The sequence below is a fragment of the Prochlorococcus marinus CUG1416 genome (assembly GCF_017695965.1).
In the GTDB taxonomy this organism is placed as follows: Bacteria; Cyanobacteriota; Cyanobacteriia; order PCC-6307; family Cyanobiaceae; genus Prochlorococcus_A.
The window spans coordinates 125,681-147,492 of record NZ_JAAORM010000005.1 but is presented as its reverse complement, the minus strand read 5'-3'; the positions used below and the strand labels follow the sequence as shown (position 1 = coordinate 147,492).

General features: G+C 27.8%; 21 protein-coding genes and 1 tRNA gene. 7 read left to right on the top strand and 15 right to left on the bottom strand.

The window, feature by feature from the left end; all coding sequences use genetic code 11:
- Positions 1-12 precede the first annotated feature (12 nt).
- Positions 13-987 carry a hypothetical protein gene (locus HA146_RS06990; protein WP_209108849.1) on the bottom strand — a complete coding sequence of 325 codons (975 nt, stop codon included), beginning with the start codon at positions 985-987 and terminating at the stop codon, positions 13-15.
- 279 nt (positions 988-1,266) lie between these two features.
- On the opposite strand from HA146_RS06990, the gene HA146_RS06985 reads away from it, so the two are divergent.
- Positions 1,267-1,327, top strand: a tRNA-OTHER gene (locus HA146_RS06985).
- Positions 1,328-1,603: 276 nt separating this feature from the next.
- Complete coding sequence (gene rfbG, locus HA146_RS06980) at positions 1,604-2,665, top strand: CDP-glucose 4,6-dehydratase (RefSeq protein ID WP_209108848.1); 1,062 nt, start codon at positions 1,604-1,606, stop codon at positions 2,663-2,665.
- A gap of 144 nt (positions 2,666-2,809) precedes the next feature.
- Here rfbG and HA146_RS09735 read toward each other — a convergent pair whose 3' ends face one another.
- The 6 genes from HA146_RS09735 to HA146_RS06955 all read right to left on the bottom strand — a co-directional run bounded on the left by HA146_RS09735 (position 2,810) and on the right by HA146_RS06955 (position 7,138).
- Positions 2,810-3,022, bottom strand: coding sequence for a dTDP-4-dehydrorhamnose 3,5-epimerase family protein (locus HA146_RS09735; protein ID WP_374027182.1), 213 nt, complete (start codon positions 3,020-3,022; stop codon positions 2,810-2,812).
- A gap of 1 nt (position 3,023) precedes the next feature.
- Positions 3,024-3,239 (bottom strand): dTDP-4-dehydrorhamnose 3,5-epimerase family protein, encoded by a 216-nt coding sequence (locus HA146_RS09730; protein WP_209109287.1) that lies wholly within the window; start codon positions 3,237-3,239, stop codon positions 3,024-3,026.
- A 446-nt stretch (positions 3,240-3,685) separates the two neighbouring features.
- Positions 3,686-3,847, bottom strand: a complete 162-nt coding sequence (locus HA146_RS09570) for a DUF5989 family protein (RefSeq protein ID WP_219079128.1) — start codon at positions 3,845-3,847, stop codon at positions 3,686-3,688.
- A gap of 2 nt (positions 3,848-3,849) precedes the next feature.
- Positions 3,850-4,242 carry an SxtJ family membrane protein gene (locus HA146_RS06965; protein ID WP_209108847.1) on the bottom strand — a complete coding sequence of 131 codons (393 nt, stop codon included), beginning with the start codon at positions 4,240-4,242 and terminating at the stop codon, positions 3,850-3,852.
- A 2-nt stretch (positions 4,243-4,244) separates the two neighbouring features.
- A complete protein-coding gene (locus tag HA146_RS06960) occupies positions 4,245-6,104 on the bottom strand; it encodes a carbamoyltransferase family protein (RefSeq protein WP_209108846.1) in 1,860 nt (619 codons plus the stop codon).
- Positions 6,105-6,106: 2 nt separating this feature from the next.
- Positions 6,107-7,138 (bottom strand): class I SAM-dependent methyltransferase, encoded by a 1,032-nt coding sequence (locus HA146_RS06955; RefSeq protein WP_209108845.1) that lies wholly within the window; start codon positions 7,136-7,138, stop codon positions 6,107-6,109.
- A 485-nt stretch (positions 7,139-7,623) separates the two neighbouring features.
- On the opposite strand from HA146_RS06955, the gene HA146_RS06950 reads away from it, so the two are divergent.
- The gene (locus tag HA146_RS06950) at positions 7,624-9,003 is read left to right on the top strand and encodes an MBL fold metallo-hydrolase (protein ID WP_209108844.1); all 1,380 of its coding nucleotides are present in this window, start codon (positions 7,624-7,626) and stop codon (positions 9,001-9,003) included.
- 55 nt (positions 9,004-9,058) lie between these two features.
- Here the strand turns inward: HA146_RS06950 and HA146_RS06945 are convergent, their stop codons facing one another.
- Positions 9,059-10,228, bottom strand: a complete 1,170-nt coding sequence (locus HA146_RS06945) for a hypothetical protein (RefSeq protein ID WP_209108843.1) — start codon at positions 10,226-10,228, stop codon at positions 9,059-9,061.
- A gap of 690 nt (positions 10,229-10,918) precedes the next feature.
- On the bottom strand, positions 10,919-11,449 hold the full coding sequence (gene rfbC, locus HA146_RS06940; protein ID WP_209108842.1) for a dTDP-4-dehydrorhamnose 3,5-epimerase: 531 nt from the start codon (positions 11,447-11,449) through the stop codon (positions 10,919-10,921).
- 99 nt (positions 11,450-11,548) lie between these two features.
- On the opposite strand from rfbC, the gene HA146_RS06935 reads away from it, so the two are divergent.
- From HA146_RS06935 to HA146_RS06920, 4 genes are all read left to right on the top strand, one after another.
- Positions 11,549-12,367 (top strand): methyltransferase domain-containing protein, encoded by an 819-nt coding sequence (locus HA146_RS06935; RefSeq protein ID WP_209108841.1) that lies wholly within the window; start codon positions 11,549-11,551, stop codon positions 12,365-12,367.
- Positions 12,357-13,058: a PIG-L deacetylase family protein gene (locus HA146_RS06930; protein ID WP_209108840.1), complete on the top strand. Its 702-nt coding sequence runs from the start codon at positions 12,357-12,359 to the stop codon at positions 13,056-13,058. Before HA146_RS06935 ends, HA146_RS06930 begins: the two co-directional genes overlap by 11 nt.
- Positions 13,048-14,013 (top strand): glycosyltransferase family 4 protein, encoded by a 966-nt coding sequence (locus tag HA146_RS06925; RefSeq protein ID WP_209108839.1) that lies wholly within the window; start codon positions 13,048-13,050, stop codon positions 14,011-14,013. Before HA146_RS06930 ends, HA146_RS06925 begins: the two co-directional genes overlap by 11 nt.
- Positions 14,014-14,108: 95 nt before the next feature.
- On the top strand, positions 14,109-14,948 hold the full coding sequence (locus tag HA146_RS06920; RefSeq protein WP_209108838.1) for a class I SAM-dependent methyltransferase: 840 nt from the start codon (positions 14,109-14,111) through the stop codon (positions 14,946-14,948).
- A 23-nt stretch (positions 14,949-14,971) separates the two neighbouring features.
- On the opposite strand, the gene HA146_RS06915 is transcribed toward HA146_RS06920, so the two are convergent.
- From HA146_RS06915 to HA146_RS06890, 6 genes are all read right to left on the bottom strand, one after another.
- Entirely contained in the window at positions 14,972-16,864 is a 1,893-nt protein-coding gene (locus tag HA146_RS06915) for a polysaccharide biosynthesis protein (protein ID WP_209108837.1), read from the bottom strand.
- Between the two features lie 82 nt (positions 16,865-16,946).
- On the bottom strand, positions 16,947-18,023 hold the full coding sequence (locus HA146_RS06910) for a glycosyltransferase (RefSeq protein WP_209108836.1): 1,077 nt from the start codon (positions 18,021-18,023) through the stop codon (positions 16,947-16,949).
- A 17-nt stretch (positions 18,024-18,040) separates the two neighbouring features.
- Positions 18,041-18,814, bottom strand: a complete 774-nt coding sequence (gene rfbF, locus HA146_RS06905; RefSeq protein ID WP_209108835.1) for a glucose-1-phosphate cytidylyltransferase — start codon at positions 18,812-18,814, stop codon at positions 18,041-18,043.
- Between the two features lie 8 nt (positions 18,815-18,822).
- Positions 18,823-19,518, bottom strand: coding sequence for a DUF268 domain-containing protein (locus HA146_RS06900; RefSeq protein WP_209108834.1), 696 nt, complete (start codon positions 19,516-19,518; stop codon positions 18,823-18,825).
- A 155-nt stretch (positions 19,519-19,673) separates the two neighbouring features.
- The gene (locus tag HA146_RS06895) at positions 19,674-20,864 is read right to left on the bottom strand and encodes a DegT/DnrJ/EryC1/StrS family aminotransferase (protein WP_209108833.1); all 1,191 of its coding nucleotides are present in this window, start codon (positions 20,862-20,864) and stop codon (positions 19,674-19,676) included.
- A 1-nt stretch (position 20,865) separates the two neighbouring features.
- The gene (locus tag HA146_RS06890) at positions 20,866-21,810 is read right to left on the bottom strand and encodes a glycosyltransferase family 2 protein (protein ID WP_209108832.1); all 945 of its coding nucleotides are present in this window, start codon (positions 21,808-21,810) and stop codon (positions 20,866-20,868) included.
- Positions 21,811-21,812 lie beyond the last annotated feature (2 nt).

Below are 21,812 nucleotides of genomic sequence, written 5' to 3'. Positions count from 1 at the left end.
TATCAAAAATATTTAGTTAAATTTTTTTAATAGTTTTAAAGGATTTTTAAAAAAATATATGAATTTCTGACTTGTATTTTTAAGTCTTGATTTCTTTAGTGAAGCATTTACAACTTTTTCGTAGTCTAGGTTTTCATGATTTGATTCTAAGTAATATGGCATATTCTTTGAATTCTCCATGTCATACCAAATGTTTCCATAAAGTTGTGTTCTTTGTTCTATTAGATCATTGTATTCTGCCTTGATTGCATGCAAAGTATATGAATTAGGGGAAAAAATAGTTATGGAATTATTTTTGGAATGCATAAATTCAGTTTGACACCAGCTCCAAGGTACCCAAGGTCTTTGGATATTAGTATAGTTATTCCAAATTTCATATATATAAGATTTTTCTAATTTAAATTTCATTAAATGTGTATGATAATTTTCATTTTCGCTTTTTTCATTTAAATTTAAATTAAGCATCCAAGTTAATGCCTTCTCTCTTACATCTGGATGTGGACTAATTTCATATCCAGATAAATATTTTTGAAAACCACAATCAATTTTGTATTTAAAATTGTCATTTAAACTAAATTTATTTTTAATACAATCAATAAAATCTTCACTTAAAAATAAGTTTCTAAGCTCAGATAAAAATTCAGGCAAATTAGATAATCTAAAAGCCATTCCAGAACCTTCACATAATTTATTTATTTCATTATGACCATAGATATCTTCATTTAGCCTGTAATTATTTTTTCTCCAAGTTTTGTATGACTCTAAATCTTTAAATGTCCCTGGATGGGGATGAGGTGTCCAACCTTTTTTATCCATTTGTGAGCAAAGTTCTTCAAAATTATTACCAGATGTTTTAAATGAACTATGACTAATAATCATATTTAGATCATCTATTGATAAAAAATTATCGATATAAATAAATTCAAATGGTTTTTTTTTAACCTTAGATAATCTAATTTTATCAAGCAAATATGAATAGCTATTCATAACTTAATTTAGAAAATTATATCTTCATTAGTATATTTAAAATCAATTAGCCAAAAGAAAAAGTAGGTGTTTTGTTGAGTATTGTTAATATTGTTATCCCTGCGACCAACTTAGCTAAAACAGTTGCAAACACTAGTTATACCAATTAGTTTGGTCAATTTATCATAACAAAACGATAGGTTTTGATAGGGTTAAATATGGTTAAATATGGAGTCTCTGCGACCACCTCTGCGACCAACCCTGCGACCAAAGTGCAAAAAATACCTGCAAAACCTAGTTATAGCTTAGTTGGTGATCTGCATGGCATGCAGGGGCAGGGGTTCAAATCCCCTTGGCTCCATTTAAGAAATGCATTGATAAAATGAGTTTTTAGAGGGCTTTTAGTAACAAAATAACTTTTGTTGCCACTTTTCCATGATTGATTATGCAATTCTGCATCCTAAAATTAACTTAATTAAGACAAGTAATATCTAAAGAAAGAAATATAGTTAATAGCCACTAATTTAAAATTTTTTAGATAAAAATAATTTTTCAATATTTATTAATTAAACTTAAATTAAAAAAAATTAACATCTTTTATTTATATTGTTAGTAGAAGAAATTATTTTATCTTTAAGTGGTTGATTTCTGGAAAAATAAAAAAGTTTTAGTAACAGGTGATACTGGCTTTAAAGGTTCTTGGTTGACTTGTCTACTTCTAAATCAAAAGAGCAAAGTGCATGGTATTTCCTTAAAGCCTGATTCAACAAATATTCTTTATAATTCGCTAGTAACAGATACTGACTTTAAAAAGTTTTTTGATGAGAATTTATATACACATGAAAATATAGATATAAGGCAAAAAGATGAGTTAAAAGAATCAATTCTAGATTTCAACCCGGAATTTATTTTTCATCTAGCTGCTCAACCTCTAGTGAGAGAGAGTTATGTTAATCCTAAATCAACTTGGGATACTAATGTAATGGGGACAATAAATTTACTCGAAATACTTAGATTAATGAAAAAATGTTCAGTCATAATTGTCACAACAGATAAAGTTTACGAAAATCATACATGGCCATATAGTTATAGGGAAAATGATGAGTTAGGTGGCTATGATCCATATAGTTCGAGTAAAGCATCGGTAGAATTAGCAGTGAAATCATGGAGAAAATCATTTTTTAAAGATAATATAAAAATTTCAACAGTTAGGGCTGGGAATGTAATCGGTGGAGGCGACTGGTCCGCAGATAGAATTGTGCCAGATACTATTAAAGCTCTTATAAATAAGACATCACTTAAACTACGTTATCCAGATGCTGTCAGGCCATGGCAACATGTTTTGGATCCTTTATTGGGATATTTGAAATTAGCTGAAAAACAAATAAATGTACAGAAAAGTTTTGAGTATAACTTTGGACCTAATTCTATGGATGTTGTATCAGTGCAAAAATTAGTAAATATGATCTCATCATATTGGGGAGAAGAATTAACAATAGAAAAATTAGAGCATCAATCTGTGGAATCTACATATTTAACACTTTCTATTGAAAAAGCACTTAAGGAACTAAATTGGTATCCAAGATGGGACTTAAAAAAAACTATTTTTTACACAGTTAAGTGGTACCAAAACGTACATAATGGTAATTCTCCCTATAAATGTATTTTAGAAAATATTAGATCTTTTAACTCAAGATAATAACTATTTCTTTCTAGAAAAACCATTTGATAATTCCTCTAATCTTGTACTTATTTCTCTCCAAGATCTATCTCTATCTGATAAAAAAGATGGATTAATTGGCCAATTTATTTTAAGAAAAGGATCATCATAGGCTATTCCCTTTTAGTATTCTGCAGAATAAATTTCAGATGATACATAAATTATATTGGTGTTGTCTTCTAAAGATAGGCAAGCATGTCCAAATCCTTCCGGTACAATTAAACTTTTTCCGTTTGAAGGAGTTAATTTTACCCCAAACCATTCAAATCTTTGATTGGAATTAGGTCTAAGATTTATAGCTAAATCCCAAATGCTTCCTGTGATACATGAAATTATCTTACACTCTGAAAAAAACAGGATATTGAAAATGTATTCCCCTGAGAGTAACAGCTTTCAGTGATAAAGAACTGTTTACATGGGATACTTTTAAGTCAAATCCTAATTTTTTTAATTCATCAATCCCATATAATCTACAAAATTGACCTCGATCATCTTGTCTAATTTGTTTATTTAATATATAAACCTCATTTAAACTTGTTTTCTCTAAATATATGGTTAAAGATTGTTTTTAAGTTATTAGCCTATAGGTTAAGTTAATCAATATAAATTTTATATTATTAACAAAATTAATTTTAAATCTTAAAACTATTTTAAAAAAATTATCGAACGATTTTTATTTAAAAATTATCGTCTTTCAGAAATTTTTAAAATTTTATTCCTTACTCTTTTTTATTGGGAATATATAATTAAATTAATCATTATTTAATAAAAAAAATATTACTAATTTTACTTCTGATCCTTAAGAAGCGAAAGATAAAAAATATTCTAAAGAATTACAAATAGCTCGTATGGCATTAACTCTGGATTGAGTCAAAAGTTTAAGAGCCGATATTTGCGGCGATTGCGTAAAAGGGTTGAATTTAAGGGGTAGAGAAGAGACCTGGTTTTGATGATTATCTATTTTGTATAGATCTTTAACTTACGATTTAATTTCAATTCTTAGAAAATGGAATAGATAAAGGGTGCAACAACAGATCCTTGTGAAAATATTAAAACTGAGCCCATAAGCACAATAGTTATAATTAAAGGGGCAAGCCAATATTTCTTTCTTGTTTTTAGAAAATCCCATATGTCTTTTATTAATTCTAAGAGAGCTTCCATATCTAAAATATTTTTTTTAAATATACCTTATAGTTTACTTTAATCTCTCTATATGATTTTTGACTACTTTTGTGAAGTTTAAGAGGATCATAACCAATCATTTTCATAACCATTGAGATAGGTATGAGAACAATAATAAAGACTAATCCTAGAATTATATTACTATTGAACCATCCCAGAATATTTCCAATTTTCATCCATGCCTTATAAGGATAGTAAAGCAGAATTGGTTTTATAATTGCGGCAATTAATAAGGGGAAACTAAACCATAAGGTCCATACTCTAAAAGAATGACCACCTATTACAGGTAATAACCATCCGATTAGGATTGGAAATATAAAACCAACAAGGAACCCAAATTCCCTTAATATTTTCTTTGAAAAATTTTTCTTCATAATTAATCTAATTCAAATTTCTGCTTCCAAGTTTCATCTTTTTCTACTTTGGGCTGTTCAGATTTATAAAGGATTTGATTCTGTAGTACTAATATATCCATCTCTGTTCTCATAAAGCAGCGGTATGCATCTTGAGGAGTACAAACTATGGGTTCGCCTCTTACATTAAATGATGTATTAACTATTAATGGGCAATTAGTTAGTTTCTTGAAAGCATTTATTAGATTGTAATAGCGAGAATTGGTTTCTTTATTAACTGTTTGAACTCTTGCAGAATAATCAACATGAGTAATTGCAGGTAAGGTAGATCTTTTTATATTTAGTTTATCTATGCCAAATAGTTTTTTTTGCTCGGCATTCATATCAATACAAAGTTCTTTTTTTACAGGGGCAACCAACAACATATAAGGACTTTTATTTTTCATTTCAAATTGACTAGCAACATCTTCTTCAAGTACTGAAGGTGCAAATGGTCTAAAGCTCTCTCGATATTTTATTTTTAGGTTCATTACACTTTGCATTTCTTGGTTCCTTGGATCACCAATAATAGATCTCCCTCCAAGAGCTCGTGGACCAAATTCCATAGGCCCATTGAACCATCCAATTACTTTACCTCCTTCAAGTTCTAAGGCTATCTTTTTAAAAAGTTCGTTATCTTGATACGTTTCAAAAGGAGCATTAATTTTTTTTAGGTAATGAATAATCTCTTCATTAGAAAAATTACAACCAAGATAAGTACCTTTCATAGAATCGCTTGGATTAACTTTTCTTGGCTTATCAAAATGCTCATACCAGCCAACTAGTGCAGCTCCTAAAGCAGAACCAGCGTCTCCACTAGCGGGTTGAATCCATATATCATTAAATATTTTTTTCTCAAGCAGCTTACCATTAGCAACGCAATTTAGAGCAACACCCCCTGCAAGGCAAATATTTTCAATACCTGTTTCCTTTTTGAGAGAGCAAGCAATTTTCAGGACGATCTCTTCTGTCACTGCCTGAATAGATGATGCTAGATTCATATGAAATTGAGTTAATTCTTCTGCTGCGTCTCTAGGAGGAGAGCCAAAAAGTTTATTGAACTTTTGACTAGTCATACGAAAACCTCGATGGTATTTAAAATAACTCATATCTAATTTAAAAGTGCCATCGTCTTTAATATCAATTAGTTTTTCTTTAATTTCTTTTGTGAAAATTGGTTCCCCATAAGGAGCTAAACCCATTAATTTATATTCACCAGAATTTACTTTAAAGCCGCAATAATAAGTGAATGCTGAGTATAAAAGTCCCAATGAATGAGGGAAACTTATTTCCCATAGTGGTTTAATTTTATTGCCTTTACCTATCCATGTAGAGGTTGTTGCCCATTCACCCACTCCGTCCATACAAAGAATGACTGATTCTTCAAAAGGACTTGGATAGAATGCTGCTGCTGCATGTGATTGATGATGCTCAGCAAAAAGAATCTCAGGAATATATGGATCTTCATTATTAATAATTTCTTTCTGAATATCTTTAAATTTTTTCTTTAGTTCTGATTTTAAAAAAAGTTTTTCTTTTAACCATACTTGCATTGCTGCTACAAAAGATCTTCCACCTCTTGGAGATGCGGCAAGGTAGGTTTCTAAAAGTCTTTCAAATGTAAGAAGTGGTTTTTCATAATAAACAATATTTTTTATATCTTTCAGGTTTATATTATTTGATTTTAAACAATACTTAATAGCATTATATGGGAATCTTGAGTCATGCTTTTTTCTTGAAAATCTCTCTTCTTGTACTGCAGATATGATTTCACCATTACAAATCAATGCTGCTGCACTATCGTGATAAAAACAAGATAATCCTAGTAAAAATTCGTTACTCAAAATTATCTAAATATTCTCAGTGCACAACCAATAGGGCGCCTTGGCTTCTGAAAATATTTTGCTGTATTTAATATTTTTGTGGGTTTAGGTTCAAAGGAATATATTATAGATTTAATTTCTTCATCTGATTTATGCCATTGGTAAGTATGACCTCCAAATGCATCAAAAGTATTTAAAACAGAAAGTCTAAATGCTCTCTTAAATCGCTTAATAGGACTTTCACCTTTAATTATTGGCACATCTCCCTGTATTACAAATCCACTTTTCTCTAATAAAAAACCAATCAAGGGTAATATTTTTAAGGATGCAACTATCCTAGAATATAATAATCTTAATTTGAAAGGTAATCTCCTTAAAGTAAATCTTAAAGGTTTATATATAAAGTTAAACCTTATCCAGGTTACTAAATTATGGTCATTAGTGGAATAACAATTAAAAACAAATTCTCCTCCTGGTGCTAACAAGTTATATAGAGAATTAGCTGTTTTTTCTACAGAAGGAGTATGTTGAATTACATTATGACAATAAACTAACCCTTTAAAACTCATTGGCATAAAGGGGGGTGCATCTATACTGCACTGAATAATATCAAATCTTGTAGGATCAACTCCAGAAAGGTTTCTTTTAACTACATCATCGACTGAATGAGATAAATCCATAAGAAATACATGAGATGCTCCGTATTCTAAAAACCATTTTGCTTGAGCACCGCTTCCACATCCAGCATCAATAATAATATTATCTTTGAAGATATTAACGCTACCAAAAGTATTTTTTACGACGTGCTTTAACCAATTTTCTTTAAACTGTTCGAAATTAAAAAAATTCCACTCATCACCAAATGCTGCGGCTGTTTTTACAGAAAGGTTTTCTAAAAAACGAGGCACTCCTCTAATTATTTGATAGTTATTACCAGATATTGAGTTTAGGATCCCAGATTCTATGTTCCCAAAAGAATCATATATAGGATTCTCTAAAGTAAGTTTTTCTCCAGTTGCAGGATCAATTAAAAATTCAAGTAGATATGGCGTCAATTTTTTCTAAAAATTTTAATAATTATATACTATCTGCAGTGCAAAAATCTTTAGTAGATTGCAATGAAAGTTAAATTTGCATTAAAAATTAAATATAAAATTTCTTTAAATTGCATTTATATACTTAATTAGATATCTACAAACTTGGTTTGTCTATGAAAAAATAAAATAATGAAAAATTTTCAGGCTCCTTAAACATATTGTTATATCTACTTGGAAAAACTCTACTCCTAATCAAGCCGCTTTGATAACTGCGGTTATAATCCTAATTCTTATAATTTTAATGGTAAGTGTTGTTCAGGTATTAGTCCCTTTTACATATATTGCAATCTAATCTGATTTTTTGAACTAAAGTATTTGACATCTTTATTTTTATAGTTATTAAAAATATAAATAGCCTAATATTTAACATTCTATTATTATTTTTGTTGATCGCTTTATTGTAAGACTTTATAATTTAATTAATAGAGATTTAGGTTAAAAAATTGTCTGAACTCAGACTTCATACATGTGGGAATGCGACATTAATTTTAGAAAAAAATTCAGTCCCTATTTTGGCAACTGATCCTTGGTTAGATATACATACAGCCTATTTTGGATCTTGGTGTACTAGTCATAAGATACCAAAGTTTCATTTTGAATTACTCCAAAAAGTTCCTTTTATATGGATATCACATTTTCATCCTGATCATCTTAACTTAAGAAGTCTATTAAAGTTAAAAGCTAGAGAAAAAACAATTTTGCTTAGTTATCAATATTGCAATAGGGTGGCTGAAGATTTGAGAAGGGCGGGTATGAAAGTTGTAATTCTTCCTCCCAGACAATTTATAAATATTGAAGATGATTTAGATATTGCTACTTTCCCAATTTTATCTACAGTGGATTCTATTCTTCTAATAAGATTTAAACAAAATCTTGTTATCAACTCAAATGATACAAGTTGGGACCCCTCGATGAATTTCATTAAAAAAGAAGTGGCAAAAAGTAAAAGCTCATTGCTATTAAAGTTAGCGGGATATGGGGATGCAGACATGATAAATATTTATGATGAGAAAAGCAGATTTATTGAGCCTATTGCCGCTACAAAACCTGCTCCTGGATTCTTATTAACTTCTCAAGCAAACAAATTAAATTGTACCCATGCAATGCATTTTAGTTCTTTTCATAAATATATTAGGAAGGATTCATTATGGGCTAACAAATACACTACACCTGAAAATGATTTAACCAGAGGTTGGAATAAGAATATAGGATATTTTAAACAATTCTCATCAATACTAATTAATGAAAAAGGATTCATGAAATTACCCTCAACATATCCTGATAAAAATGATATTGCCGTTCAAATGCCTCAGGAATATGGAGATAATTGGGATGAAGAACTTTCTTTTATGGAAGAAAAAGTTGTAATCAATTATCTAAATAAAATTGAAGAAATAAATAAAAATGGATTCTCCATAAAAGTTGGTAAGAAAATAATATCTTCAGATAGATTCAATATTAAGGCTTATCAAAAATATAATTTTATACTTAATGCTCCTAGAAAAAGTCTTTTAAGAGCAATTAGATCGAACATCTTTGATGATTTGCTTATAGGAAACTTTGCCAAAATAATAATAACAAATAAAAAAACTCTAAATTTTAGAAATACTCTTAAAATTCCATCAAAATATGTTGATAATGTACGCATTAATGATGCTCAAGAATTAAAACAATTTTTATGGGCATATAGAAACTCTTATGATAGTAAATTAACTCTATTAAAATCAGATTTAAAAATTAGAGCTAGGGATATTGTTTTATCAAATTTAATCAAAAATACTAAATTATTAGGTAAACTTAAAAATTTTTATCAAAAAATTTAATTAAAAAATTTAATTAAAAAATTTCTTAAAATTTAAATTCTTTTTAAGCTTTTAACTAATTATTAATGAAATATTGGGAATAAAAATTTGCAATAAATGACGTGCCATCGCTAGTAAGGTGCGCAGCATCATAGAAATAATTATCTTTTAAATCTTTCTGATTTATTTGTAATATTTTAAAACCAATTTTCTTTAAAGTCTCCGAATATTTATTGTCATATTCTTTGATAATTGAAGCTGATTCATTTCCGCTCAACTTAATGCCATTCTTATCAAATAAGAATTGCCTAAAATCAAAAACTCCTGCTGTATTTTTGTTTAAAAAAGAGTTTGGCTCGATAAAAAAATAGACCTTAGATTTTGGATAATTTGCTCGCTTTAAAGTTGAATCCAATTTAGATCCTAAGGACTTAATGAATTTAGAATATCCTTCTTTATTTTCCTTATTTGACCATTCAAATTTTATGCTAGAACTTGTCCTATTTATTTGTGAAGCACCATAACAGCAGCCCTCAGATAAAGCTAATTCGTAGGCCAATTGATTAGAACTGAAATCATTTCCCTTTAAGGTTGAATTTTTATTATTAAATAAAGGCTTTAAGTTCCCAAGAAAATCATATATTCCAGGTAATGATTTTTTGAATAGATTTTTTGTAAATAACATCCAAGGAGATGTCTTTCCTTTATTAATAAATTGAGGAAGAGTATTTGCATTATTAGCAATTACTATAGCCTTAGGCTTACCTACGTAATTAAGAAAATAATTGATTGTATTTATACAACCTTCTAGCCCTTTCCCAGACATGCCAGCATTAATTGATGGAATTTTTGTATTTTTTGTAAATTTATCAGTAACTCTTTCACCTTCTGGCACAGCAACGCACTCAGTTGTTGAACCTCCGCAAAATATTATAGAGGAATTTATTAAAGTCTTATTTCTTTCTATAGATGATGGCTTAATTGTGCCATATGAATCTGTTCTGAAAATTGTCTTTTTTAGTTCTTTGGGATCACCATATATTTTTTTATAGTTATTAATTATATTAAGATTGGGTTCATGCAACCCTGCTTTTAAGATCTTTAATCTTGACTTAGATTTGTTAAATCCAAAATTATCATAGATGTAACCGGTGTTGAATTTATATTGCGCAAAGATTTCTACAGCTAATATTGGTATTAAAATATAAAAAAAAGTATAAATTGAAATTTTTTTTATATTATTCATAAATACTGAATTTATTAAAATTTAAATATTTATATTATCAAATACATGGCAAGAAAATTCAAATTCTCTTAAATAATTATTAAACATCAAATTATATTATTAACTCTTATTAGAAAATAAATATGGCTTAATAGTAGTTTTAATATGAGGATCTGAAAATTTCCAAATAAAACCATCTATGTAGAAATGATAAAGCTGGAAAATAATCGGAATTAAATAAAAAATTGAATAATTGTTTTGGTTAATTCCTAAATCTTTAATTCCAATATAAGCAAACGTAGTCATTAGAAATGAATAAAAAAGAACGAAACCTAATCTAGAAAAAAAGTATTTAGATGTTTTTAAGTTATTGTTTGTAAGATTATGTTTACGCAAATATGTTGACCAAATTATTGCTAGATATTGACACCAATGCATCCCAACTCCTATTGCAGTGGCAACTGAAATGTTTTCGAAGAATAATAAAGGTAAATAAATATATAGTCCAGTTAAAAGAGGTAAGAATTTCTCAACTTTTCCTATTTAAAATATTTAAGATCATAAATAAAGTTTTTGAAGATTTAAGAGCGTAATATTAAATAGATCTGATTTGATACGAGAGGATATTGACTTCTATTTTATTTATTATCTTTGTTCATAATAAATTGGTTTCATTTAATTGTATCTAGAATTAATTTATTAATAGATATACTAAAAAGACAATTTTTTTAATTGTTTATCTTTTGCAGATACTTGAGTTATTTGTTCAGGCCATTTTATTCCGATTTTTTCATCATTATAAAATAATCCACTTTCAAAGTCTGGATTATAGAATTCACTTACCATGTAATGAATAAATGAATTATCTGATAAGGATTGATATCCGTGTGCGCATCCTTTTGGAACATATATCATTTTTCCATTCTCAGGATTTAATTCAGTACCAACCCAATCTAGGAAAGAAGGTGAATTCTTTCTTAAATCAACAACAACATCAAAAATACTGCCAGCAAAACAGTTAATGAGTTTTATTTCTTCGTAAGGCTTGTTTTGTAGATGCATCCCCCTTACGGTTCCCTTCTTAAGATTCATGCTTATATTTGACTGTTTGTATTCCGTATTTAATCCCATTTTCTTAAATTCTCTAGTACAAAAAGACCTAGAGAAAAAACCTCTTTCATCAGATTTTTTTTCTTGTTCTATTATCCAACAATCAATTATGTTTGTTTTTTTAAATTCCATTAATTAATACCGACTTTTGTTTAATTTTTTAGAAGATTTATCTTATTAGGTAGTATCACTGTTTTATTCTACAATTAGATTTATAAAATACTGAAAATAATGAAAAATCATGTTTGGACAGGGGATAAAAAAAAGAGAGCTATAAGTGGCTCAGATTTAAAGATGAGATTAGATCTAAATAAGAAATATCAATCCAAAGATTTTCAATCTTGGTTAAGAAAAAGATTAAATGTAAAACCAGGTGAAAAGATTTTAGATATAGGATGTGGTAATGGCGCACAAACTTTTTTCATGGCAGAGGATGCCGGTGAAAACGGTCACGTCACAAGTTTTGATATTTCAAAAGATTCAATTCAAAATTTAAGGAAATCTACTCCTCATTATTTAAAAAATCGTATTTCTTCATTTGAATTAGATATGGGAGAAGTAGCTAATTTCTTGAAAAAAAATTATCCAAATAATAATTATTCTCTTGCTCAAAGCAGTTATGCACTTTATTACTCTCCAAAAAGAATAGATGTTCTTAGCTTAATGCAAGATAAAACAAAAGATTTTGGAAGGGTATCAATTTTTACACCTGCACCTCCTCATGGCATGATTTCTTTTGTAAGTAAATTTCAAGAGATCTCTGATCCAGTATCAGATAGTTTATATTTTGGTGAGAATGTCTTGAAAGATATTTTTAGGAAATGTTTTTGGGATGTAGAAATTCATTATTTTCAGAGTAGATTAAAAATCACGTCTTTTAATGATTTTCAACAATTTTATGAGGCTACTACTTATTTTGATAAAGATGCTTCTGAGGAGATTTATAAGAACGCTATTCTAGAAATTGAGAAAAATGGAAGCTTAAATTTTGAAAAATGTGGGATTCTACTTATAGGTTCCAGTTTAAGAAGGCTAGCAAATGAAATTTGAAGGACCAATAGCATGTGTTTTCGCACATCCTGATGACGAGGTTTTAGGATTCGGTGCAACTTCACATAATTTATCTCTTCAAGGCATAGAAGTTTATCCTATCTTAGTTTCAGGTCAAGCTGACAAAAGATATAAAGGCGATAATAAGAATGATATAGAGAAGAAATGCCGTAAGGCTTGCTCTATTATTGGGGCTAAAGAACCATTATTTGGAGATTTTCCAAATTTGGCCCTTCATAATGTAGATTCTTTTAAAATAGTAAACTTTATCGAGAATGCCTTTATATCAATAAAACCTAAGATTGTAGTTACACATCACCCCGGCGATTTAAATATTGACCATAAAGTTTTATCTGATTTGTGTTTAGCAGCTTGTAGGTTGCCTCAAAGAAGACCTGATTTAAATTTACCTCTAATAAGAAAGGTTCTATTTTCTGAGATTCTAAGCTCAACTGAATGGGCCTATCCTACAAAAAATAATCAATTCAAACCTAATCATTATTTTCAAATTCAAAAAGATAACTTGGACAAAAAGATACTAGCTTTAGAGGCTTATAAAAATGTTATTAGAAAAACGCCACATCCTAGAAATAAAAAAACAATTAATGCCTTGGCAACATTAAGAGGTTCCGAATCCGGTGTGGAATATGCAGAATCTTTCGAAGCTTGTTTTTCACTTTATGCAATTTAGTAGTTTTTTTATTTCTTTAGTTCTTTGTCCATTAATAATTTTAATTTCGCAAAAATTTAAATTATTTGATTTACCTAATAAAAGGAAATCTCATACAAAACCTACACCAAAATTAGGAGGCCTTGCAATTTTTCTTGCTTTTCTAATAGATAGTTTATTAAATAACTTCTTTGAAATTTCTTTATCCTTTTCTTCAACAATATTGATTATTCTAGTCTTATTGGATGATAAATATAATTTAAATAGGTATTTAAGGCTGGTGGTTCAAATTTTAGCTACTATTCCAATACTTTTGCATTTTAATTTATTTGATTTAAATTTCATAATTTTATTATTTTCCTCTTTTTTTATTATTTACTCAATAAATATTTTTAATTTTTTTGATGGGCTAAATGGATTACTAATAACCCAATTATTATTAGTATCATCTTTTTATCTTAATTATGGAAATTCCTTAGGTATTGGAAATTATACTAATTCTATTGCTTCAGTTTCATTAGCAGGGATATCTTTTTTATTGTTTAATCTAGGTGGATTGATTTTTATGGGAGATATTGGCAGTTGTTTTTTAGGATTATTCATTTCTAATGTAGTTTTAAAATCTATCCACAATGGAGATATAGTTTCTTTTGTTTGTCTTTTAATTCCACTACTACCTATATTTGTAGATTGTAGTTTAATTATTTTAACTAGATTCAAAAATCGCGAAAAATTTTTTTCTACACCACATAATCAACATACCTATCAACTTCTTAATAGGTTAGGCTTTAAACATTGGATGGTAAATATAATCTATATTGTTAAATATTTTATTTACATTATTCCTCTATATCTTTATAAGGAAGGCATAGGTACTTTGAATTACCTACTATTTAATATTTCAATATTAATTATTCTTGATTTGCTTTTTTGCTCCTTTATAAGAAAGGTATCACTTAAACAGAATATTTTATAAATAATTTTTCAAGATTAAATATTTATAAATTATTTATAAAAAACTTTTCTATCTTGTTATCTCGTAGTAATCTATATTTTGCAGTATTAAGTCAAATGAATAAATCATATAAAAATTTTGATGATGATGTTGTGAACGATTTTGGAAACCAGTGGGAAAAATATAATTATGACGAAATCTTTGGCTTTAATAAGCTAGCTTTTAATGAATACTTTTCAATATTTCCTAAGAAGTTTTTAAATAACGAGGCAATTGGATTTGATGCAGGATGTGGTTCAGGTAGATGGGCTAATTTCATTGCTCCAAAAGTAAAAAAACTTTATTGCATAGAACCGAGTAAAAAGGCAATTGAAGTTGCAAAACAAAATTTAATTAAATACGAAAATTGTGTTTTTGAATGCGCCACAATCAATACATCTACTATTAAACCTAGAGAAATGGATTTTGGATATTGTTTAGGTGTCTTACATCATATTCCAAATACATTAAGTGCAATGAAAAGTTGCACTTCAAAATTAAAGCCTGGTGCTCCTTTTCTAGTTTATATTTATTATAAATTCGATAATAAACCTATTTGGTATAAATATTTATGGATTTTTTCTAATTTACTTAGAAAGATGATTTGTATTTTGCCTTTTAAATTAAAACTATTATTATCAAGAATTATAGCTATTTTTATCTATTTCCCCCTAGCCAGATTCTCATTTATTCTAAATAAATTTGGCATAGAAAATAATAATTTACCTCTTTATGAATATAGGAATAAACGTTTTTATGTTATGCTTACAGATTCTTTAGATAGATTTGGAACAAAATTAGAAAAAAGATTTACAAAAAAAGAGATTAAGAAAATGATGCAAGATTCTGGATTGGAAAACATATCTTTTAGCGCTAATGCTCCTTATTGGGTTGGAATAGGTTATAAAAAAGATTAAGAAAAAAATTTTTAATTTAAATTCTAGGAAATTAAATTTTCATATTTTTCTTTAAAATAGTCAGATATATTCCATTCAGGAACTAATTTCTTTACAAATTTTATTGACTCTAATTCCCTATTTGCAAGGATTTCATTTTTCAATAATTCTAATATGGGGAAAAACTTCGAGGGATCAATACATTGCTCTTTTGCTTTATAAATTAGTTTATGTTCTGTGCTTTGACATGTAGAGTCTATAATTAATTCTTCATAAAGTTTTTCACCAGGTTTTAATCCAATAATCTTTAATTCAATTTGGTCTTTTTTATTGTGATTACTTAAACTTATCATTTTATATGCTAAATCTTTTATTTTTACTGGATTCCCCATTTCAAGCAAAAAAACCTCCCCTCCTTTTGTTAAAACTGAAGCCTGTATTAGTAGCTCTACTGCTTCTCTAATTGTCATAAAATACCTTACTACTTCTGGATGAGTTAATGTAATTGGACCACCATTTCTTATTTGCTTCTCAAATAATGGAACTACTGATCCTGATGAACCAATAACATTTCCAAATCTTACCATTGAAAATAGGGTACTATTTTTATTAGTATTGATTCCTTCTTTGAAAGCATAAGCTTGAAAAATTTGCTCAGCAATTCGCTTAGATGCGCCCATAATATTTGTTGGTCTAACTGCTTTATCAGATGATATTAATATTGCTTTTTTTACTGAGGTTTCTATACAAGCTTTAGCTATAGAATTAGTTGAAAATATATTATTTTTTAAAACTGAAATTAAATTTATTTCAGAAATGTTTACATGCTTATATGCGGCAGCATGAAAAATTATAGATACTTTGTGAATATTAAAAATTTCTTTTATTAAATTAAAGTTTGCCACATCTCCAAGTATTGGAATTAGCTCTGTTTTTATATCTTCATGAGAATTCAATTTCTGATTAATTTCATAAAGTGAAGGCTCGCTAATTTCGAATAGTATTAATTTATTAGGCTTCAATAATAAAATCTGATTACATAACTCTGAACCTATTGAGCCTCCTGCTCCCGTAACAGCTACGACTGAATTTTCAATACCTGGTCCAAGTAAATTATTTAATGGCTTAACAGGATCCCTTCCTAACAAATCTTCAACTGAAATAGGCTTTAATTTATTAATCTTAGCTTTGCCACTAGATATTTCTGAAAGTGTAGGAACTTTAAGGATGGGGATATTAAATTTACTTAAATTATCAATTAATTGTTTAAATCTGTTTTGGTTTATAGATGGAAGAGCTATTAATATTTGATCTATACCACTTTTGAATTTATTAATTTTAGAAGGTGGGTTTATAGGAATATCTTTTAATGATCTCTTCCACAAATCAGGATTATCATCTATAAAGGAAATTATTTCATAATTATCAGTAAGAATTAAGGATGCTGCAAGTTGAGCACCTGCTTGTCCAGCTCCATATATTATTACTTTAATACTCGACTTGAAATTTCTTTTTCGTCTGTAAAAAAGTAAAAAGTCCCTTATAAAGAATTTGATACTCCCAACAAAGGTTGTAGAAAAAATCCACAATACTATATATCCTTCAAAACTAAATGAGTCCCAATTATTTTTAGAGATTAATAAGGCAGATATTGTTATCGAAATTATATTTCGTAATGCTATTAAATATAAAGACTTACTTCCCTGGTATCTTACTAAACCTTTGTAATGTCCCGAAAATAAAAAAACTAAAACACTTATTAATAAGAATGTTGAAAGATCAAAAAATGAATCAATACTTTCTCTCAAAAAAGTACCTTTAGTTATCCATAAGAAAAAATTTATAGATAATATTAGTGTAATAATATCTATGGAAATAAGAATAAACTTCCTAATTAAAGGCCTGGACTTTGTAATTTTTTCGGTAGTTTTAAACAAAAAAATTAAAATTTGATTGTAAAGACTTTTTAGAAAGATTGAACTTTTGTAATTAATTTTCATATTTCCTTATATCAATTTATTAATTTATAATATTTAAATAATCTTGAATAACTCTTTGTTTTGAAAATTTTTTAATATTTTTCTCAAATAAATTATTTTTAAATTTAATTTGTTCATTAATAGGTAAAAATATAACTTTTTTTAATGCTTTATATAAAGATTCAGTTGATCTAGGTTCAAAAACTATACCACAATCATTTTCAATTATATCTATACAACCTGGGACATTAGTACTCATTAATAAGCAGTCTGCATTGCCTGCTTCCAATAATACATTAGATAGTCCTTCTCTAAAACTTGGTAAGCAAATTATGTCAATAGATGAATAAAAGGCTTTTACATTCGATGGTTGACCAATATAAATACCTCCTGCTTTTTCCCATTTTTGTAAATCAGAATCATTTAGTGTATTATTTTTGAAATTCCCTTTATATTTAATTCCTGCAAGATATATATTATCTTTCATAAAAGGATACTCTTTAAAAATAATTTCAGTAGCTTTAAGATAATGAAGGATGCCTTTATCAATGATTAATCGTGAAAAACATGCGATTTTAGGTATATTTTCTGGGATTTTGTAATTAATTTTTGTTGATTTTTTTTGTGAAATTTCTATACCTGAACCTCCTGTTATTGTGAAGTTCTGTTTTTTATTTTTTTTTGTTAGATAATTTGCATCATCTCTATTATGAAAGAAAATATGTTGTGCACTAGATAAGATAATTGGATAGAAAAATCTCAAGCATTTATAGATCCAATTATTTGAATCAATTAAAGGTCCTGTTCCAGTTATTGTTGGATATAAGCTTAAGCGAGGACATATATGTTTTAATAAAAAGCCAATGATTAATGGTCTTATGGTGAAAGTCAATATTTTGTCAGTTCTGTAAATTTGAGTTATTAACTTTATAAAAGTAATTAAGCCTAATCTTTGAGTTGAAAAATTATCAGAGATGTATATATTTTCCTTGATTTTGCTATCTTCTCTAAGGTAATAAAGTTTTACTTTGTAATCTTTGCTAAGCCTTTTAAAAAGATCTATTCTGATTTTTAAACTTATAAATCTAGAATTGTCAATTATTATTAGATTTTGCATTTCCAGATCTTATTTTTTCATTTCCATAACTTCCAAGGGGCTTGGTTTTTTTGCCATAATCCTTCTAAATATCTTTTATCTCTTAAAGTATCCAGAGGGTGCCAAAAGCCATTATGGTTATATAAACCAAGCTGATTCAAATCAATTAATTTCTCTAAGGGTTCTGACTCCCAAGGTGTGGAATCATTTTCGATTAAATCTATTACTTCTGGTTTTAAAATAAAAAAACCTCCATTTATCCTTCCTCCATCACCTGCTGGTTTTTCTGCGAATCCTGTAACTTTATTGTTTTTATACTTGATAGCTCCATATCTTCCAGGAGGTGCAACAGCGGTAACAGTGGCGAGAGTTTTGTTTTCAATATGAGTCTTTTTTAATAAATTTATATTTATATCAGCAAGACCATCTCCATAAGTAAATAAAAAATCATCTTCCATTTCTAAATATTGCTTTAATCTTTTTAACCGACCTCCTGTTTGCGTTCCCAATCCAGTATCAATTAAAGATATCCTCCAAGGCTCATACCTATGAGCATGAACTTCAGTTGAGCCATGTTTAAGATCAATAGTTACATCTGATGAATGAAGTGAATAATTAGAAAAATATTCTTTAATTACATAACCTTTATATCCAAGACAAATTATAAATTCGTTAATTTCATAACTAGATAAAAATTTCATTATATGCCATATGATAGGCATGCCTCCAATCTCAATCATAGGCTTAGGTTTTATATGAGTCTCTTCAGAAATACGAGTACCTAATCCACCTGCTAAAATAACTGCTTTCATTGTCTATCCTAAATTTTCTTTAAACACCATAACGCACATCCATAATTTAAACCAAAGTTATTTAAATAATCAATTTTGTCTGGTGATATGGGAGCATGGAATAAACCTGAATTATCAACATATGCAAAATTTATTGGTTTTAAGCCAACATATGAAAAAATATAAGAGATATCTTTTAAAGAAATTACTCTATGTGCATTAAAGTATATTTCTGATTCCTTTGAAGTAGGATGGGATAAATAAAGGATACCCTCTTTTTTTAATATTAAGGATAAGTTTTTTAAAGCTTTAAGATGACCTAATGGATCTAATTGATCCCCATATCTGCCAAGTCCAACATGTTCAATTGCATGAAGACAACTGATCGAAGTATATGTTGTTAATTTTTTACGTTTTAATGGTTTTGAAAGATCAAAATATATATTTTTAACTAAAGAATTGTCAATTTCAGATTTTCTTATGTCTCCAATTAAAAGCTTCTGTTCAAAAGATAATAGATGAGAAATAAAACCATCTATTCGGCTCCCAACATCAAAGTGAATTCTAGGTTTATCTCTATAAATTAAGTTTGCAAAATAAAGATCTTGGTGATAGTAATGCCCTTTTGCTACTCCAGAAGATTCTGTATTTTCACTAAATATAGGGTATAAGATACCAAATTTTTTGATATTAAATTCAGTGGAATTACTTTTAATAATACTCAAATAAAAAAAATATAAAAATGAAATTATAAATTTAGGAGTAGAATATAATGACTTAAAAAATTTTAAAGGGTCAAAACCATAACCTCTGAAAGTTAGGAAAAAAAATAACAGAATTTCTTTTAAAAACTTCTTTTTTTTAATCTGTTTTATTAAATTCATATTGTTGATAAGAATTTGTAGATTTTCTTACTTATGAAATCAATATCTCTAAAAGATAAATCAACATGAAAGGGTAAAGTCAGTAATAAATCTGCTTGTGATTCAAGGTTTGGACAAGAAGATTTATATTGTTTGAATAAAGGTTGTAGATGGAGGGGTGAATAGTGACATCCTGTAGCGACTCTATTTTTTTTTAAATATTTTATTAATTCATCTCTATATTTTGTCCTAATTCCAAATATTTGATATGAATAAATATCTGGCTCATATGGAACTAAAGGAATTAAATGAGGGCAATTTTTTAATTTATTTAAATATCTTTTTATTATTTGACTCCTTTTTTTTAGAAAGTAATTTAATCTTTCTAATTGTATTATTCCTAAAGATGCTGATAAATCATTCATATTATATTTGTATCCTAATTGATTAATTTCATAGTACCAATGCATTGAGGTATTCACATTATCAACGTATGATTTCGCAGATTTCCACGTATCTTTATCTATTCCTACCCATCGCATTGAAGGTAAATTTTTAAGAAGATCCTTATCATTTGAACAAATCATTCCGCCATCACCAGTAGTCAATAGTTTCTTTTCCTCAAATGAAAAGCATCCTATATCGCCCCACAGACCTAGTCTTTTTCCTTTATATATAGAACCTGCTGTATGAGCACAGTCTTCAATTATTTTTAATTTCCTTGATCTGGCCCAAGGAACTATTGACTCCATTTTGCAAGGATGCCCACTATAGTGCACTGGAATTATTGCGACACAATCTTCATCAAACTTTCTATCCAAGTCATCTATATCCATTGATAGAGTATTTATGTCACAATCAACAAAAACTGGAATTAAATTGTTGTAAAGAACGGCAGATGCTGTTGAAGAAAAGGTTAAGGATGGAACAAGAACCTTTTTGCCTGGCTTAAATTTAAAAACTGATAATGAAAGGTGTAAAGCTGCAGTTGCTGAATTTAAAGCATATGCTGATTTACACCCTAAGTAATCAGACCACATGTTTTCGAATATTTTAACTTTTGGTCCAAGACCAATCCATGAATCTTTGAATGATTTTCTAACTTCTTTAAGTTCTCTTTTCCCTAATGAGGGCTTAAAAAGTCTTATTGACTTTTTACTTGTGAAATTCAGTTTATTAATAAGACCATTTAAAAATTGTAGGAGCATATTAATATTTATTAGTTATAGATGAATCTACTACATTGTTTTTTTTAAGATATAAAAATATTAATATAGGTGAAATAATAAGTGACATTTTTACATCGATACAAAATCTAGAAGTAAAAAACTTTCTTATATCTCTATCTATTTTCAAACTAATTTTATAAATTTTATCAAATGATATTTGATTTAATTTTGAGTTGTTCTTTTCATAATGAAAGTGAAGAGCGATTGCTAAATTTCTATAGCATCTTTGTGATTCTGTATTCTTTTGTCCAATCTGTTGCGATGACTGTCTAATAAATACATTTTCTTTTTTAAGGAATATAATCTTAAAATTTCTTCTCAAAAGTCTTAACCATAAATCTCTATCTTGTGAAAACTTAAAATTCTCATCATAAAATATTTTCTCCTTATTTGCTTTTATTGGAAATATAGAACCTGAATGATTAAACCATGAAATAGGAAGAAATATCCCAAATTTTGAAGATGCAAGAAAATACATAAGTCGGTTTCTTTTCTTAGGCTTTGATATGTTACTGAATGTTTTGTAATTAGAAACGATTAAAAAATATTTATTTTGCAAAGACAATTCATGATTTATTAATTTTGAAGCTGTGTTTAAATAGTTAGGTGAAAATAAATCATCTGAGTCTAGTCTTACAGCATATTTAGCTTTTGATTTTTTTAGGCATTTATTAAGTGTTTTTGTTAATCCACTATGACTAAATTTATAAATTTTAATTTTATCTCTTAAATTATTTTTTGTATTTATTTTGTTATCTGAAATAAAATTATTTTTAATTACCTCGATAGTTCCATCTTTACTTCCGTCATCTCCTATTATAATTTCAAAATCTTTAAAAGTTTGTTTTGATAAACATATCAATGTTTCATTTATAGTATATTTTGAATTAAAAGTTGGAATTATTATAGAAAAAAAAGGTTCCATAA